Below are 18,653 nucleotides of genomic sequence, written 5' to 3' on the forward strand. Positions count from 1 at the left end.
TTAATTAAACAAGGAAATATATAATGCTTAATATCATTGTGAGTTTAACATTCGCTATTCTCGTTTATTTTGCTATTTTAAATATTTGGTGCATTGTACTTTTAATTACCTGCGCCCCAGATATCCTCAGAAAATTCAAAGAAGCAACCTATGGGGGTACCGATCAATTAATTGATCATCTCCACCTAATGCCTGTGACTGTTGTTACCCCCGCCTTTAATGAAGAAAAACGCATTTTAAATATGCTGTACAGTGGGCTAAACAGTGACTATAAAAATATCAACTTCATTGTCGTTAATGATGGATCAACTGATGGAACACTTGAGCTATTAAAAAAAGAATTTTTGCTCTATGAAATCCCGGTGACCAGCCGGCAATTAATAAAAACATCAAAAATAAAGCATTATTATCAATCCGAACGAATTAAAAATTTAATGGTGATCGATAAAGAGCATTCTCCCTGGAATTGTGCTGCTGATTCAATTAATGCTGGTTTAAACGCATGCCAAACGCCAATTATGCTGACCATAGATGCTGACACCGTTGTCGAACCCGAAGCCATAACTCGATTAATCTATACCTTTTTATCACATCGACATTGTGTTGCGGTTAGTGGCACCGTTTACTGTTTAAATGATAATAAAGTTACTCATGGAGAGATGTTAACCCACCGATTACCCAAGCCTTTTGTTTCCGCATCGCAAGCTTTAGAGCATATGCGCTCTTTTCTTTATAGCCGCTCAGGCTTAAACACTTTTGGTGGTGCTTTATGCTTTCCCGGGGCATTTACACTTTTTGAAACCGAACTATTGCATGAGATGAATGGGTTTGACACCCAAAACTTTAGTTATGATGCAGAAATAACCATCAAAATACATCATTTCATGCGCAAACATAAATACCCTTATCTAGTAAAACATTCATCAGATGCTTTTTGCTGGACAGAGATGCCACGTACATGGAAAGCCTTTTGGATACAACGAGATAAATGGCAACGTGGAATGTTGCGAAGCACAGGCAGACATATGGGAATGCTATTCAATCCAAAATATGGGATTGTGGGCTTATTAACGTTTCCACTGTATATACTATTTGATGTTTTCGGATCAGTAATTGAATTTACATCACTGGTGTTATTTTTAATATGTATTTACATTGAGCAAATTGATTGGTCCATGTTGCTGTGGTTACTGCTTTTAGCATGGGGATTTATTACTTATGCTACATTAACGGTGCTTTTTCTTAATGTAATTAGTTTTAACAAATACCGAAAAAAGAGCGATGTATTTAGGGCGATGTGGTTGTGCTTTACCGAAATGTTAGGCTTTCGGCAATTTCGTGCCATAAATTGTACGGTATCAACACTCCGTTATATAGTTAATCGTATTTTAGGAAGACCGCGTTAATAACGCCTAATCTATTTTATGATAAATCAGTTTAATTATAAAAATACAATTTGTTAATAAAACAATTAAGTTAAACATCTTGTTGACGATAACCTTCAGCAAGATTATATTTAAGGGGCGGATGACGTTTATTATTATCAGTGCTCATTAATGCATCCGTATATAAATCAATTTTCTAGACATTAAAAGGAGTTAACCGTGTCGACTTATTGCTTTTTCTCTATACTTAGCGGGTGCATCTAGATGCAAAAGCATATAATTATTTTATCCGGTTGCATTTTTTTGGATGCACTAGCGCACGCATCATCCCCCATTCATAAAACAAATTATTTAGTAAGTCCAAGCAATAATAAACAATCAGCTTCATCGCCCTATTCTTTACAACAAGTTCAACAATTACGAAAAGAAGGCAAACTTGAACAAGCAAAAACACTAGCCAAAACCTATCTACAACAACATCCTAATGATGGGGATATGCTATTTGTATTAGGATTAATTTATTATCAACAAAAAAACCTAAACGAGGCTAGCACTTGCTTTAATCGCATCTTAGCTAAAACGCCAACTTATATGGATGCACGAATTGCCTTAATACGCACAAAAATTCTTGATAAAAAATTTCAAGAGGCCTCCAATTTAATTATGGTCGGACTGTACCAAAATCCTAAACAACCAGAGCTTATTGCACTAAAATCAGTGATTATTCAAGAAGTAAGTATTTTATCCGCGAAAGACCAATTAAAAAGACAACCCGTGGAAGCAACAAAACACACTGTAACAATAACAAAAAAAATTATTGTAGCGAATAAACCACCAGTAGCAAGTATCACAGAGATAAAAACATTAAGAGCACAAGGCAAACTAAGTCTTGCTAAAGCAAAGGCTTTACAAAATTTAAAAACTAACCCTAAAGACTTAGATAGTGAATTGTTATTAGGACTTATTTACTTTCAATTAAGGGACTACCCTCAAGCAAGAGTTCACTTAATGGCCGTCTTAATCCAAAAACCTGACTATTTAGATGCTCGTGTTGGTTTGATTAAATTAAATTTAGTACAAAAGAAATTTAAAGAGGCGCACGATTTAATTAGAAAAGGCATGACAACCAATCCGCGTAATTACCAGCCCCTGTTATTACTAAAGAAACAACTCGCAGATTTAAGTAAATCCCAAAGGGCCAAGAGAGGTCATGCAACACACAAAGCCCAAAAAATAGACAAGCTAGCCCAAGCTAAAAGTTACATGTCACAAAAGAAATATGATGAAGCGAAGATAATTCTACAAAATCTGGTCGCCCAATACCCTAATAATAGTGAATATTACATAGCACTAGCTAATTTTTATCTTGATCGACATAATGATATGAACGCCTTAAGTGTGATAAGGAAAGGATTAAAAAATAATCCCTATAATACAGAGTTATTGATCAAGAAAGGAATGATCCACGGCACCCTTCGTCAATACTCTTTAGCCGCACGTTCCTATCAACAAGCGAAGAAAAATTCACCTAAAGATAAAAAAATCGATGGCTTATTAGCAGACATTGATAGTATTAGTCCTCGTTATACCTATGGTTTAAATGAAATAGGTATCTCCACTGATAATGCTTATGTCTCTGACGTCCATTCAGTTTGGAATTGGTCCAGCATCTATTACAGTCGAGATACCATCTATGGAGTAGCGACAGCAAGGGTTAATTATTCATCAAGACTAAATCAAAACGCACCTCAATATGAGCTTGATTTTTCACCACGATTTAATAGAAATATTTACGCGGATTTAAGCGTAGCCTTTGCAAGTAAGCCTGCTATATTTCCTGATGTGGCTACGTCTGGTGAAGCTTATGTTAACATCCCTGGATTTTTTGAGTTATCTGGCGGTGCCAAATATGCCAAAATAGCTCAAACTTTTTTTGTAACTTACACTAGTTCCATCAGCTTCTATCCTCAAAAATATTGGTTCAATTTTCGACCTTATTATTTTGTCCCCAAAGGCCATAAAAACACGTCTATTTTGTATACATTAAAGGCCAGGAGATATTTTGGTGAAAATCTGGATCATTATTTTGGAATAGGTGCTGGTAGCGGAAAAAGCCCTGACCTGGCTGATTTATTGACGGTTAATTTTATTGTTATTCAAAATAAATACATCAACGCAAGCTATGGCTTCCCTATTCTTAACCATCATGTAATTGCTGAATTAGGGGTAGGCTATCAACGATGGAACTATCCAACTAATTTAGTTCGTAATCTTTATGACGGTTCAGTCGCCTTTAAATATAGATTCTGAAGGAAATATTCATGGAAACGATACTGTATATTGTAAAAATTGTAGCCATAATCGAGTTAATCCTAATCACATTATTTGTCATACTCACTTTTCTTGCAAAATGCTATTTTAGTTGGCATAAAAAGAAAAATAGCCAAAATTTAAAATGGGTTTTTGAATTACTCCATGTTCACATGATAAATAAAGAGCCTATTTCTAGTGAGCAGGCTAAAAAATTAAAAAAATCCATTCCTAATGTTCTCATGGTCATGAAGCGTCTGGAAGAACAACCTAATGATTACTATGACACGCTCACAAAGCAGTTGTTCACTTTGGTATTAAAGCCCGTTGCGGTAAAATGGTCCTCATCTTATAGCGGGTTCAAACGCAATCAAGCCGCAATGTGTTATTTATACGGCCTAGAGCCTGATGATCGAAACAGGATATACCGATTACTCAATGACTCTACTCTTCTGATTTCCATGAATGCCGGTCTTAGTATCGTGCAATTTGGTGATGCCGAGCAGATTAATAATATCATTACAACCTTTTCTCAAGGACGTCGCTTACAACAATCGTTATTAGCAAAGATGATTACCAGAGAAACTCGTGATTTATCCCCAATTATCATCGAAAGATTACACACAGAACCAAATCCTTATGTGAAAACATTTTGCTATCGACTGCTTTGTGAGTATCCACAACAAACAATAGCCCCAATCGCTAAAGAAGATATTAAGATTGATGTAGTCGATTTAAAAATAGCAATTATTCGCTACTACATACATTGCCAAAATAATGAAAAAAATGAATTGATTTATGAACTGGCAATGAATACACACTGGGAAGTACGAGCAGTCATATCGAAAGCAATCGGTACTATCCCTGGAGATAAAAGCATCCAACTCTTAGCTAAATTATTATGTGATAACGAATGGTGGGTACGCATAAATGCGGCAAACGCATTAATCGAACAAGGCGAAAAAGGCATAGACGTTTTAAATAATCAATCTCCAGATAAAGATAGATTTGCTTATGAAACAGCACAGAAAGTGTTAATAACGAAAGAACATGTATGATATTGAATATCCTTGTTTTTTTAACCATTGTGATTCTCATCTATTTTGCTCTTTTAAATATCTGGTGCTTTATCCTTTTAGTTAGTTGTGCACCAGACATCATCAATAAATTCAAAGAAGCAACCTATGGAGGTATTGATCAATTCATTGCCCATCTAGATCTCATGCCAATAACGGTGGTTACCCCCGCCTTTAATGAAGAAAAACGCATTTTAAATATGCTGTACAGTGGACTAAACAGTGACTATAAAAATGTCAACTTTATTGTCGTCAATGATGGATCAACCGATGGAACACTGGAGTTATTAAAAAAAGAGTTCTTACTCTATGAAATACCCATTACCAGCAAGCAAGTGATCGAGACGTCAAAAATAAAACATTATTATCAATCTAAACGATTTAAAAATTTGCTGGTTATCGATAAAGAACATTCCCCTTGGGGCTGTGGTGCAGATTCAAATAATGCGGCCTTAAATGCATGCCAAACGCCACTTATAATGACTCTGGACGCCGATACCGTCGTAGAACCCGAGGCATTCACCCGCTTACTTTATACCTTTTTATCACATCGTCATTGTGTTGCAGTCAGTGGCACCGTTTATAGCTTAAATGATAATAAAGTTGTTAATGGAAAAATGCTAACCCGTCAGTTACCTACATCCTTTATTTCTGCATCGCAAGCACTGGAGCATATGCGCTCTTTTCTTTATAGTCGCTCGGGATTAAACAGCTTCGGTGGCGCCTTATGCTTTCCAGGAGCATTTACCTTTTTTGAAACGGAACTGTTGCATGAGGTCAATGGTTTTGACACCAAAAATTTTAGTTATGATGCGGAAATAACCATCAAAATACACCATTACATGCGCAAACATAATTACCCTTACACGGTAAAACATTCATCGGATGCCTTTTGCTGGACGGAGATGCCACGGACATGGAAGGCCTTTTGGAAACAACGAGATAAATGGCAACGTGGAATGTTACGTAGTGCAGCCATGCACATGGAAATGTTCTGCAATCCTAAATATGGAATTGTGGGCCTTTTAACATTCCCGTTTTATATTTTATTTGATATTTTTGGCCCTGTACTTGAATTTCTTACCCTGGTGTTATTTATAATATCCCTCTTCCTGACACAAGTTGACTTCATCGCATTAGCATGGTTAATGCTTTTAGCCTGGGGATTTATTGCCTACGCTACAGTTACCGTACTTTTTCTCAATGTAATTAGCTTTAATAAATACCGAAAAAAAAGCGACTCATTCAAGGCGATGTGGTTGTGTTTTACTGAAATGCTAGGCTTCCGCCAATTTCGCGCCTTGGGTTGTACAGTGTCATCCATTCAATATATCATAAATCGTATTTCAGGGAAGCCTCTTTAACAACAAGCCAAACTCATGATGAATTTTGGCGCCTAAGGACTTAAGGTAGTTTTGGTATGCATTCCACACCCAGCATTGCTCCTTCTTTTCCTTATAAAAAGAATGTCTTTACCCCACGTTCACATAGTCTTCAACCGTATCATAGCCTGATGCGATGCGGCACTCTAAATAAACCCGTTCGGGATTTTTCACGATATTTTGAACCAATGCCTCTTTATTTTTGCCGTAGGTTTTTTTAGCCAATTTGTAAAATCTGATTTCGTTTCACAGTGTGCCCCTGGAGCCTCTTCTGTTTGGGCACGATCATCACTCCACTCCTCAAGCTCCTCTTGGGAAAACCAACAATCCTGCCGTTGCAATAAGCGTTTATAATAATGGTCGGACAAAATAGCGCACAATATCCATTCGCCACGCTTACTTCGACAAAGAATTAGCCGCTCTGCAGCATTAACTCGGATACTGTACACTTTTGCATTCGTCGACGTATGTAACTGTTCAAGATTACTTCCATTAATGACGGTTCTTTATTTTTACCTGATGTATAATTTTTAATTCAAAGCCAATTCCACAGCAAATGCCAAACCTAATTTGGTAAAATTTTCCAAATGGTCCAAACTAATTGTCTCTAATCGATCATTAGACGTATGCATATTATCATTATCATCATCTAAGGTAGTTGCCGATGGATAGCATGCAGGAAATCCATTTAAATGCCAGTTTGCATGATCACTGCAAGCATAACCACAATGCGTATAGGAAACGGGGATATTCACATAATGCGTGGTTAATTTAGCTAAGAACTTGGTTAAATTAGAATCCACATAATCATCTAATAACCAAATCGTATTGTCTTTTGGATTAGCTCTAAATCCTGCCTGATCAAATTGCAGAACAGCTTTAACAGCGATTTTTTTATCTAAAAATGATTGCACCACAAAACCAGAACCAACCAAACCCTGCTCCTCTGCAGCATAGGCAATAACATAAATAGGATGATCAAAATTAATCCCTGAAGATAAAAGCATTCTGGATACTTCCAAAATTGCGGCGATTCCGCTGGCATCATCATCTGCCCCTGGCATGTTGCCTTTTAGCGTATCTATATGCGCACCAATTACAACCGCACCGCCTGGTTTATCTTTACCAATAACCGCTACTACTGAAGGCTGCTTATACTTCTTACCCGTTGCGACTAAATAACTTTGAACATCATTACGATGATAATCTTTTGCCATAGAATCGATTCGCTCTTTAAACCATTGTGCGGCCCAAACACCGGTTTGAGACTTTGCGGCACGATTAACATAGTTTGTAAGATGCTGCATGTACCCCCAAAGATTATTCCTATCAATTTGCTTCAATAATGGAGTAATCTGAGTATCATGAATTATACGATATTCATCACGTCCCGAAGTAGCTCGTGATTTTGTTAAATTGATTAATAACTGGTTCTCATTAATCTGCTGTTTTTGATAAGGCTCAAGATTTAAAAAGCCCCCACAGTCACGCCGATTATCATGCAACACGCTAAGCACATACTCATTCATTTCCACGTCTATTAGCGTATATTTATCTGTCCTTGCAATTAAGGTCGCTAAATTTTCTAGCTTCTCATACATACAGTTAGTAACAATTAGCTTATCTTTAACAGCCAATTGATTTGCTCCAAGATTAAAACTTAGAGTTATCATCAGTAATAAAAAAATTCTTTTCATAATTATCCTTATTTAAAAATAAGTTTTAAAAAGCAATTGCATTAAATATTATCGCCATCATAACTGGTCTAACAGTGACCACAAGGTATGCGCTAAATGGAGTTTATTCTGCGTTCGCGGTAGAAAAGTCGAATAGCGAAACAAAAGATAGTCATAAGCCGGTAGAAGCTTCTAGTAGTTATTCTTGGTAGGAAATTCCGACGTGCAGCAACTTATCCGCGGCACGTCGAACGCAGCGAAAAACCTTAGCGACCAGCTAAGGCAATCGCAGCAGGCGTGTACTCATAGCCTAAATCACGAGCAACCGCTTCAAATGTAATTTTACCTTGGTGAACATTCAAGCCGTTTAATAAATGATGATCATTTAATAGAGCCAGTTTCGTACCTTTAGTAATAATGCTTAACACAAAAGGTAAAGTTGCATTATTCAAGGCAAAAGTAGACGTTCTTGGTACTGCGCCAGGCATGTTGGCAACACAATAATGCACTACTTGATCCACAACATAAGTTGGTTCTTGATGCGTCGTAGGACGACTTGTTTCAAAACAACCGCCTTGGTCAATTGCCACATCCACTAATACAGAACCAGGACGCATAGATTTTAACATTGCACGAGTTACTAACTTGGGAGCTGCAGCACCAGGAACTAATACCGCACCAATCACTAAATCAGCTCGAGATACATACCGTTCAATTGCGTCAGCAGTAGAATAAACCGTATTAATCTTAGAACCGAATTGGAAATCCAATTCATTTAAGCGTTGTAATGAACGGTCTAATACAGTTACCCGCGCCTCCATTCCCATAGCCATACGTACCGCATTGGTACCTACAACCCCCCCCCCCCCAATAACCACAACATTAGCTGCAGCAACACCAGGAACACCACCTAATAAAACACCACTTCCACCTTGGGCCATTTCTAAGCAATGAGCACCAGCCTGGATGGACATACGACCTGCCACTTGTGACATAGGAGTCAACAAAGGTAAACCACCATCATCTTGAGTTACAGTTTCATAGGCAATTGCGGTTACACCAGATTCTTTAAGCATACGCGTTTGATGGGGATCTGGAGCTAAATGTAAATAAGTAAATAAAGTTTGCCCTTCGCGAAGGCGCTTGCATTCAATAGGTTGCGGTTCTTTAACTTTAACGATCAAATCCGCTTTAGCGAATACTTCATCTGCACTGTCCACAACCTCAGCACCAGCATGGCTGTAATCATCGTCGGAAATACCAATTCCTAATCCAGCACCTTTTTCAACAATAACAGAGCTACCAACTCTTATGATTTCCCTAACACTTGAAGGGATAAGACCCACACGATTCTCTTGTGGCTTAATCTCTTTTGGAACACCTACTAACATAAATTACTCCCTTTTACTGTGTTTTATAGGTCCTATTTGGTATTTACATTCCCACCTGGCGCAAATGGCCCACGCTTGCAAAATGCCAACAGTGCCTATGGTTTTATTTATCTTTTAATGTGCGCAATTAATTGTGGTACTAATTCGAATAAATCGCCAACCAATCCATAATCTGCAATTTGGAAAATTGGAGCATCTTCATCTTTGTTAATGGCGACGATCACTTTAGAGTCTTTCATACCAGCCAAGTGCTGTACTGCTCCTGAAATACCTACGGCGATATAAAGCATTGGTGCGACTACCTTTCCGGTTTGTCCAACCTGATAGTCATTGGGAACGAATCCAGCATCAACTGCGGCACGTGATGCACCAACTGCGGCACCTAGAGCATCTGCTAATTCTTCAATTAATTTAAATTTTTCAGCGCTTTGTAATCCCCTACCCCCAGAAACAACAATTTTAGCAGTACCTAAATCTGGACGCTCGGATTTACTGAGTTCATGTTTCATAAATTGACTGCTTTGAGCAGCAAACTCGTTATCCAACGTTTCAATAGTACATGCAGCTTGAATTGCGGTTACTGCATCAAATGCTGTCGTTCTAATGGTTATCACTTTGATGGCATCGAGTACGCGCACCTTTTCTATAGCGTTGCCCGCATAAATAGGATGTTCAAAAGTAGTATTATCAAGAATTTTGCTCACGTCAGAAACTTGCGCAACATCAAGAAGAGCTGCAATGCGTGGAGCAATATTTTTACCAAAAGTACTGGATGGGATTAATATGGCTTTAAATGAGCTGGCAACTGCTAACACTAAATCGCTCATTTGTTCTGCAAGCGGATGCTCATAACAGGGCTTATCAACATATAAAACCTTATGCACACCAGAAAGTTCTGCCACTTGCTCCGCTACTGTTTTGCATTGATGTCCTGCGACCAGCAAGTGTACTTCCTCGCCTAACTGCTGTGCGGCAGACAAAACATTCCGAGTTGCTGGGTGCATGCTTTGATTATCATGTTCAACAAGTATTAAAGTGCTCATCCTATCTCCTTATCAAAGCACTTTGGCTTGATTTTGTAATTCATTCATGAGCTCATCTACTGAACCTACCTTTTTTCCTGCACTGCGTGCTGCCGGTGCGGTAACTTGAATTATTTCAACATGTTTTTTTAGTGCTAAGCCCATATTAGCTAATTCAACAACATCTAGAGGCTTACGCTTTGCCTTCATGATATTGGGTAAACTGGCATATCGTGGTTCGTTCAAGCGCAAATCGGTACTTACTATAGCTGGCAATTGAACTTTAATTGTTTCTAACCCACCATCTATTTCTCGAGTGACCTCAAGATGATCAGTGCTTGCTTCCAACTTGGAAGCGTAAGTTGCTTGTGGCCAATTTAATAAAGCAGATAGCATTTGAGGTGTTTGATTATTATCACCATCAATGGCTTGTTTTCCCATTAAGATTAAAGAAGGTTTTTCATCATCAACTATCTTCTTCAATACTTTAGCAATATTCAAGCTTTCTAAAGAGTCTGGTGTACGCACTAGAATAGCCCTGTCAGCACCCAATGCTAATCCATGGCGTAAAATTTCTTGTGAGCTGTCCGTACCAATACTCACAATCACTACTTCAGTAGCCCAATTTTTTTCACGTAAACGTAACGCTTCTTCGACAGCAATTTCATCAAATGGATTCATTGCCATTTTGATATTTTGTGTTTCAACTCCGGTATTATCCGATTTGACCCTTATTTTGACATAGGGATCAATTACACGCTTCACTGCAACGAGAATTTTCATAAGTCCTCACTGGAAAATCAAAACAAAAGCATCTTGCCAGAGTTTTGGGGGCTAATTCAAGGGGGCATTGCGATTAAGTTACAGATTATTGCATAAACACAAGACGTAAAGAGGCTATTCATCCTACTCAAAATGTAGCCGTATTACGCGGTGCTAATACGGGCTAGAATATCCCCATCACATCGATGCGTTGCTTACACTTTCCTCTGAATCTGTCTCAGCTTTACCATCCATCATAGCCAATGGATTATCAATAAAAAACTGGAGAAAACGTTCTGCCTTGTTAATCGCAGGTCCGGTGTAACGCCCCTCTTCATATACCATTTTATTTTCTTTTAACTTAACAAGTAATCGCTGTGTCGCCTCTAATTTTATTTCAATAGGATCATGATTTTGATCCAGTTCACGCATTTTACTTAAAAATCGGGTAAGAACTCTGTCTTTTTCAGCACCAGTACGATGATGTAAAAACCATTGCTCTTTTAATGCGGAACAACGAACTTCTATAGGTGCAACAATTAGCTTTAATTGATAGTTTCTAAAAAGTAATCCACCGTCTTTATTTTCACCAGCCTTAAGTAACGCTTCTTCTATATTTTCACCAGGGTCTGTTCCAGTAAAAAGTGGTTCGAATACAGTTGACCCTACTTGCAGTGTCGCCATGTAACATTGGCGAGAACTCCAAAAAATCAATTCCATTAAGCGAACAAGCAATGCAGTAGTAGTTGCTGCGGTAACAGAGGTTACTTGTTGCACCGTACCACCAAAGGATTGCAGCTCAGAAATATTGGTTTTACCGATATACTCCCCTCCTTTTAGCACAATAAAATATAATGCATAAATAGCAAGCAACTCTTCTGCAAAAGCAAGAGTACCTATGCTCACTAAAAGTACTGGGATAAAGGATAATAACGCGTTGATTGCGGTAGGTTTAACTTTCCCTATCTCATCGTAATAGTCTATAGATTCATTTAATAATCCTAAAAGACTGTTATATAAACTTCGCTCACTATAAGTTCGAGCCTTGGCTGATAAATTTTCTAACCATTTTTTAAGATCATCCTGGTTCGTTATTTCAGCAAATGTAAGTTCCTTGTAATTTGATGGTGTCACTAACCGTTGATAGCAATCGGTTAATGTTCGTTTGCACAAACTATCATTTAAGCCTTTGGATAATTGCTGTTCAAGCCATACTACCTCTGGTAATAAAACAGTCGAACCTTCAAAAAACGAAAGTAGTTTATTGTAGCGTTCTTCTATTCGTTTCTTTTCAGCACCATCATGCAACAATTGTTGATTAAACAATAAATTAAAAGAGCGCTCTAAATTAAAAAGTTGTTCCTCACTTAAATTATGATTTGATGTAGGGGATTCCTGCTCCACGACAAGGGAAGGATATGTAGGTTGTTCACCATCAATGGGACCAATATGAATTCCATTCTGAGCGTTGTGTTCAACAACAAACCCATTTAAAGATGGAAGATCATCTAAAGGCGTAAGCGGCTCATCCTTATTGATATAAATCCCTTTTTCTTGATCAAATTTAGCATAGACCTCAACTAAAGATTTCAAATTAGCTTCTATAGTCATAATCACTCCTTGAAACCTAAGAAGCGCGATTACGCTTCTTAGGGGAAATCATCAGAGCCTGTTTATACGTTTCAAACTAGTTAAATGATTAACAGTCCCTATGATCTTTGTCCGCTTAAAATTAAAGGCCCTGCATCAATGCAGCCTTTTTCCTCAAACCAATTTTTTTGTTTAAGATAATGAGTATAAAAGCCTACGACTAACAACGTTAAATAAAAGCCGATCATCACATCACTTAAATAATGATAATACAATAATACTCTAGATGCTGCGACTAAGAGTGCTACACCAAGTACTGCATAAAAATAACGTGGAAACAAAACACCGATACCTACGGTCAAACTAACTACCGTTGTAGTATGTCCCGAAGGAAAAGACCAATAATACTTGCCCATTTTAAACCAATAAAAACCTAATTCATTACTGCTAAACAATAAGTCAGGGCGAGCTCGGCTTAAAGAAACTTTCAAAACAAAACACACTAAATTAGCAATAAAAATACAACCTAATAAATACCATGCTCGTGCTTCAAATACTGGATTAGTGTGTACGTAACGAAAATATAGTGCAGTAGCAAGAAATAAAACAATGTAAACTATCCATTGTCCAAATGCGGTCAAAATACTTAAAACATGAATATTTGTTCTTAAATCCTGTTGATGAAAATAAGTAGCCAAGTCCTTATCAACAAAAATATAGGACAATATGACCAAAATTGCATAAAATAAAATAACCCATGGTTTTTTCATAAACTCAAATGTTTTTTCAAACTGTGTCATCAATCAAATTCCTCTTACTTAAAGTCAATTCCTGTTTACAACATATTTAAAACTACCTATCATCATCTGCATATGAACGCTTCAATGCAGATTCACGCAAATACCAGGGTATCGTGATCACTACTGTTCGTTCATCACGCTCTAAAAATAATAAAACACATAAGCCTGGTGCATGAATATTAGGTAATAGATACTCTTAACTCCGGTATAATAAGCGCAATAATCCTGTCTGTCCTTCGTTTTTTCACTTTTTTAATATAATTAAGTATCGGTTTATAAATACGGCGATAAGGAGATTAAATAATTTTCCAACTGAGGCACAGTAATTGTTAACGTAATCCTATTTTTTTATTTTACTTGTTATTACAACACACAATTCGTTAAAATCATCACACACTAACTAGTACATAGTTTTTAATGCCAGAATTTACTTTAATCCAGCAGATATGCATTTGGGCTCTTCCCGTTTTGCTTGCTATCACCCTGCATGAAGCTGCTCATGCCTATGTTGCTAATCTTTGCGGTGACACTACTGCAAAAATGTTTGGCCGTCTAAGTTTAAATCCAATTCGTCACATAGACCTTGTTGGTACTATCATAATACCCATAGTGGTTGGCGTATTAACTAGTTTTCAATTCGTGATTGGCTATGCAAAACCAGTGCCGATTAATTGGAGCCGATTTAAAAACCCGCGACGCGATATGATTCTTGTCACACTTGCAGGACCATTTTCAAATATTTTTATGGCTTTTTTATGGGCTGCTGCGTTTAAAATTGCAACCAGCCTGCATCCAGAAACCTCCATGCCAGCACTTTTTCTGTTAATGAGTGCGCGTGCAGGAATGGTTATCAATCTGGTCTTAGCCGCATTAAACTTATTACCTTTACCCCCACTCGATGGCAGTCGGGTAGTAATGAGTCTTTTACCTCTGAGACAGGCAAGGGCCTATGCGCAAATAGAACCCTATGGATTTTTGATTCTCGTCGTTTTAATGGTCACAGGAATTTTAAACTTCATTATGCTCCCGATCATAAACATGGGATTCTTTTTATTAAAAGCAATTTTTCAATTATGAAAGTTTTAGCAGATGCTTCACTTCCAGGACTAGACCAAGCTTTTCCTAAGCCCTGTTGTCTAACCCGCTACACTCGGGCTGATGATCTCGCAGCCCTGCTTGCGGGACAAGATGTCCTTTTGTGTCGAGCCAATCTCAAAGTTAATCATAATCTATTAAAGAACCACAGAGTACGTTATGTTGCTACGGCTAGCAGTGGTAGTGATCATTTAGATAAACAGTGGCTGGCGAGCCAAGATATTCAGATCATTGATGCAAAAGGATGCAATGCTCGTGCGGTTGCCGATTATGTTGTTTCCTGTCTTGCTTATTTACATCAGCAGCGACTTATCAAGGGCAAGCATGCTGGAATTATTGGTTTTGGGGAAGTGGGGACAAGAGTCCAAGCACGATTGGAAGCGGCAGGCTTTACTACTAGTGTTTATGATCCACTGAAAGGATTAAGTACTCAGCTTGAAGATTTATATCAGGTAGATCTTTTATGCATTCATGCCGAATTACATGATACCCATCCTCATCCAAGTCGAAATTTAATTGATCAACAATTCCTTGCTAATTTAAAGCCCGGTTGCGTGATTATTAATGCAGCACGCGGAGGCATTATTGATGAGCTTGCCTTACTTAATCTTGATGATAACTTCATTTATTGTACTGATGTTTATCTCGATGAGCCGAATGTTAATCCACAAATTATTGAAAAAGCCACATTATGCACACCTCATATTGCCGGCCATAGCCTTGAAGCTAAATATAGAGCGGTAAACATGGTTAGCGAAGTCCTGCATCAAATTGCGGAATTACCATTACCCAAGTTTGCCACCCCTGAAATGCGAGAGGTAGCGCATTTTGAGCCTAATAAAACATGGCATGAACAGATTTTGTCTTTGTATAATCCGATTGAGGAAACATTGCTTTTGAAGCAGACTAAGAATCTGGAAGAAACCTTTTTTCAGGTTAGGAAAGAACATCAAAAACGCCATGATTTTCAGCTCTATGCTAATGTGGCTTTGGATGCAGAAACGAAAGCATTGTTAGGGGGTTGATAAAACCTCTCGGCTATTTCCGCCCCCCCCTCCTTGCACTCAATGCCCTCTTATCCGTCTCACCACTTCCTGATCCGAAAAAGCATACTTCACCGTACCAATTTGCTGATAAGCCTCATGTCCCTTACCCGCAATTAAAATAATATCATCCTCATGCGCCTCTTTAAGCGCGTAAGCGATCGCCTCTTCCCTACTCTCTAATTGCTTCACAGAAGCTGATGGTGAAAGACCTACTGCAATTTCATTAATGATTGTTTGTGGATCCTCAGTACGTGGATTGTCACTAGTAATAACAATTTGATCCGCATAATCACTAGCAATCTTCCCCATCACTGGGCGTTTACTTTTATCGCGGTCACCACCGCAACCAAACACCACCCATAGTTTGCCCTTTTTTATTTGCCCTAAGGTAACTAAAGCATTCTCTAATGCATCGGGAGTATGAGCATAATCAACAAGAACATAAGGAGCGCTACTAACAATTTCCAACCGCCCTGGAGCCGCTTTCAATTGAGACATGACCTGAACCACTTTTTCAGGCACATGGCCAGAGGCTAATAAACTGCTAAATACCGCTAAACTATTGTAGATATTAAACGCACCTAAAGCTTTTATGTGTAGCTGGTATTGTCCCCAAGGAGACTGCACCTCAATAAACGTTCCATTGATGTCCATATGCCAATTGAGGACTTTAACATCACAATCCTGGCTCATGCCATAACTTAATTTTTTCACATGCGGTTTCACTGCTGCAGCCATGAACTGTTGGTACTTATCATCCTGATTAATAATCGCCCATTGCAACGATTCCCGCGCAAATAAACTTGCCTTTGCGGCGGCATAATTTTCCATTGTACGATGATAATCCAAATGGTCTAAAGTCAAATTGGTAAAAATCGCTTGGTTAAAATCAATCGCATCAACTCGATGCTGGTCTAAAGCATGAGATGATACTTCCATGCATACTTGTTGCACGCCTTGGCTCTTATATTGGGCAAATATTTTTTGTAAAAATAGCGCATCAGGTGTGGTGTTATCTAAAGGTTTGAGATGATGCACCACTCCCTGTCCAATGGTCCCAATATATGCTGCACCTTGTCCGAGCAAAGAATGAGCTTGAGCTAATTGATAGGCAATGGTTGTCTTACCGTTAGTACCAGTAATCCCGGTAAATGTTAGCTCAGCTCCTGGATTAGCATAAAAAACTTTAGCGATATAAGCTAATTTAGTCGCCAAATCAGGAATAGCAATACAGGGAACATCCGGTGCAATCACATCTGAAGGAAAATTAGCTGGTTCAAAAATCACCGCCACAGCACCAGCGGCTACTGCTTTATGAATAAATAAACGTCCATCCGCAGCCGTACCAGGATAGGCTACAAATAAATCCCCTAGCTGAATCTGCCGACTGTCATTTTGAATGCCTGTAATTGTACAATCAACAACTTTTTGCTTTGTCCAAGGTGCTAACAATTGGCTTAGTTTCATGGTATTTCCGCTATTTTTGACGTTAACTTATTGCCTCATCCGTAGGGATATTAAACAGTCGTAATGCACCCATCATAACCTTAGAGAATAATGGCGCAGCAACTGCAGCCGCATAATAACCTTTTTTGGAAGGCTCATGAATAATGACCACTACAACAAATTTGGGTTTGGAAACGGGGGCAATACCAATAAAGCTTGCCGTATATCTACGATCTTTATAACCGTCTTTACCTGCTACACGTGCCGTTCCTGTTTTACCTGCTACTCGATATCCAGGAACCCTAGCCGATTTACCTGTACCGTCTTTTCCAAGTACAGCCTCCATCATAGCCAAAACTTGTCTTGCAGTTTCAGCTTTAATTACTTGCACACCTTCAGTTGGTGGATCATTATGAATTAAAGTAACTGGAATTAAACGACCATCGTTAGCAAAAATCATATGAGCTTTAGCCAATTGTAATGCCGTTGCCGATAGACCATAGCCAAAAGCCAGGGTTGCCAAGACAAAGGGATTCGCATCTTTTACTTTAACAATACTTCCATCACTTTCACCAGGATAGGTACTTTCCGTGCGTTGTCCAAAACCACAACGCTGTAATAAACCAATTAATTGTTCGGGAGGACTGGATAAAACCATTTTAGTTACCCCAACATTACTTGAGTGCTGCATAACCCCGGTTACATCAAGCACCCCATAGTTATGTACGTCACGTACAACATGACCATGCACCGACATCCAACTGGGGTTAGTATCAATAATTGTTGAGGGAGTATATAAACCGGTTTCCAGGGCACTTGCAATACTAAAGGTTTTCATAACAGAACCCGGCTCAAACGTATCCGTTACCGCCCTATTTCTATAGCTATCTTTATCATAACGTCCACGTGAATTGGGATTATAGGAAGGCACATTAGCCATCGCTAAAATTTCTCCATTTTCGGTATCTACTACTACTACCGAGCCTGATTTTGCACCAAACTCTTCTACAGTTTTACCCAACTCACTATAGGCTAAATATTGGAGGCGCCTATCGATACTTAACACAATACCGCGACCAGGGCGCGGCTCTTTAGTCACGTTTAATTCTTCAATAATGCGTCCAAGGCGATCCTTAATAACTCGTTTTTTCCCAACCACACCCTTTAACCAATCTTGATAGGCTAACTCAATACCTTCTAAGCCTTGATCATCCACATTGGTAAACCCTAACAATTGAGAAATACTGTCTGAGTCAGGGTAATAACGTTTAAATTCCTTCTGAAAATTAACCCCAGGGATTTTTAGTTTTTCAATTTGCTTTGATAATGCAGGTGGTAGCTGTCTTTGTAAATAAAGAAACTCTCGATTGTCGTTTTGTGCATCAACTATTTTTCTACTTAATTGTTTCGGGGTTAGGTGCAAGTATTCAGCTAAAGACATAAATTGTTCTTCATCAGGAGAGAACTCTTTAGGATTAACCCAAACGGATTCAACAGGAGTACTTATCGCGAGAGGTGCACCATGACGGTCGGTAATCATACCTCGATAAGCAGGAATATCCACCGTACGCAGACTACGTGCATTGCCCTGCCCTTGCAAAAATTGTCGGTGCAATACAGTCAAATCAATCATTCGCCAAATCAAAATAAGCGTTAGTAAAATAAAAAACGC

15 protein-coding genes are annotated in these 18,653 nt (G+C 38.5%); 6 read left to right on the top strand and 9 right to left on the bottom strand.

Going from position 1 to position 18,653, the window contains the following annotated elements; all coding sequences use genetic code 11:
* The first annotated feature begins 23 nt into the window (after positions 1–23).
* From ACQY7T_RS13515 to ACQY7T_RS13530, 4 genes are all read left to right on the top strand, one after another.
* A complete protein-coding gene (locus tag ACQY7T_RS13515) occupies positions 24–1,406 on the top strand; it encodes a glycosyltransferase (RefSeq protein ID WP_428414048.1) in 1,383 nt (460 codons plus the stop codon).
* Positions 1,407–1,649: 243 nt separating this feature from the next.
* Complete coding sequence (locus ACQY7T_RS13520; protein ID WP_428414049.1) at positions 1,650–3,695, top strand: YaiO family outer membrane beta-barrel protein; 2,046 nt, start codon at positions 1,650–1,652, stop codon at positions 3,693–3,695.
* Positions 3,696–3,706: 11 nt separating this feature from the next.
* A complete protein-coding gene (locus tag ACQY7T_RS13525) occupies positions 3,707–4,753 on the top strand; it encodes a HEAT repeat domain-containing protein (protein WP_428414050.1) in 1,047 nt (348 codons plus the stop codon).
* Positions 4,750–6,135, top strand: coding sequence for a glycosyltransferase family 2 protein (locus ACQY7T_RS13530; RefSeq protein WP_428414051.1), 1,386 nt, complete (start codon positions 4,750–4,752; stop codon positions 6,133–6,135). Before ACQY7T_RS13525 ends, ACQY7T_RS13530 begins: the two co-directional genes overlap by 4 nt.
* Before the next feature lie 108 nt (positions 6,136–6,243).
* Here the strand turns inward: ACQY7T_RS13530 and ACQY7T_RS13535 are convergent, their stop codons facing one another.
* From ACQY7T_RS13535 to ACQY7T_RS13565, 7 genes are all read right to left on the bottom strand, one after another.
* Positions 6,244–6,378 (bottom strand): hypothetical protein, encoded by a 135-nt coding sequence (locus ACQY7T_RS13535; protein ID WP_428414052.1) that lies wholly within the window; start codon positions 6,376–6,378, stop codon positions 6,244–6,246.
* Positions 6,379–6,683: 305 nt separating this feature from the next.
* Positions 6,684–7,850 carry a M20/M25/M40 family metallo-hydrolase gene (locus ACQY7T_RS13540; protein ID WP_428414053.1) on the bottom strand — a complete coding sequence of 389 codons (1,167 nt, stop codon included), beginning with the start codon at positions 7,848–7,850 and terminating at the stop codon, positions 6,684–6,686.
* Positions 7,851–8,095: 245 nt separating this feature from the next.
* The gene (gene ald, locus ACQY7T_RS13545; protein WP_428414054.1) at positions 8,096–9,220 is read right to left on the bottom strand and encodes an alanine dehydrogenase; all 1,125 of its coding nucleotides are present in this window, start codon (positions 9,218–9,220) and stop codon (positions 8,096–8,098) included.
* A gap of 107 nt (positions 9,221–9,327) precedes the next feature.
* Positions 9,328–10,263, bottom strand: coding sequence for an electron transfer flavoprotein subunit alpha/FixB family protein (locus tag ACQY7T_RS13550; protein WP_428414055.1), 936 nt, complete (start codon positions 10,261–10,263; stop codon positions 9,328–9,330).
* Positions 10,264–10,275: 12 nt separating this feature from the next.
* Positions 10,276–11,025: an electron transfer flavoprotein subunit beta/FixA family protein gene (locus tag ACQY7T_RS13555; protein ID WP_428414056.1), complete on the bottom strand. Its 750-nt coding sequence runs from the start codon at positions 11,023–11,025 to the stop codon at positions 10,276–10,278.
* 177 nt (positions 11,026–11,202) lie between these two features.
* A complete protein-coding gene (locus ACQY7T_RS13560) occupies positions 11,203–12,615 on the bottom strand; it encodes a J domain-containing protein (protein WP_428414057.1) in 1,413 nt (470 codons plus the stop codon).
* A 98-nt stretch (positions 12,616–12,713) separates the two neighbouring features.
* Positions 12,714–13,394, bottom strand: a complete 681-nt coding sequence (locus tag ACQY7T_RS13565; protein WP_428414059.1) for a phosphatase PAP2 family protein — start codon at positions 13,392–13,394, stop codon at positions 12,714–12,716.
* 417 nt (positions 13,395–13,811) lie between these two features.
* Here ACQY7T_RS13565 and ACQY7T_RS13570 point away from each other — a divergent pair, with 417 nt between their 5' ends.
* Entirely contained in the window at positions 13,812–14,471 is a 660-nt protein-coding gene (locus tag ACQY7T_RS13570) for a site-2 protease family protein (RefSeq protein WP_428414060.1), read from the top strand.
* Positions 14,468–15,514 (top strand): NAD(P)-dependent oxidoreductase, encoded by a 1,047-nt coding sequence (locus ACQY7T_RS13575; RefSeq protein WP_428414061.1) that lies wholly within the window; start codon positions 14,468–14,470, stop codon positions 15,512–15,514. Before ACQY7T_RS13570 ends, ACQY7T_RS13575 begins: the two co-directional genes overlap by 4 nt.
* A gap of 39 nt (positions 15,515–15,553) precedes the next feature.
* Here ACQY7T_RS13575 and ACQY7T_RS13580 read toward each other — a convergent pair whose 3' ends face one another.
* Both ACQY7T_RS13580 and ACQY7T_RS13585 read right to left on the bottom strand, forming a co-directional pair.
* The gene (locus tag ACQY7T_RS13580; RefSeq protein WP_428414062.1) at positions 15,554–17,002 is read right to left on the bottom strand and encodes a UDP-N-acetylmuramoyl-L-alanyl-D-glutamate--2,6-diaminopimelate ligase; all 1,449 of its coding nucleotides are present in this window, start codon (positions 17,000–17,002) and stop codon (positions 15,554–15,556) included.
* 22 nt (positions 17,003–17,024) lie between these two features.
* Positions 17,025–18,653 (bottom strand): peptidoglycan D,D-transpeptidase FtsI family protein (locus tag ACQY7T_RS13585; protein WP_428414063.1); only part of this gene is annotated, 1,629 nt, incomplete at its 5' end.

The sequence above is a fragment of the Legionella sp. genome, assembly GCF_965140895.1.
Taxonomy (GTDB): Bacteria; Pseudomonadota; Gammaproteobacteria; order Legionellales; family Legionellaceae; genus Legionella.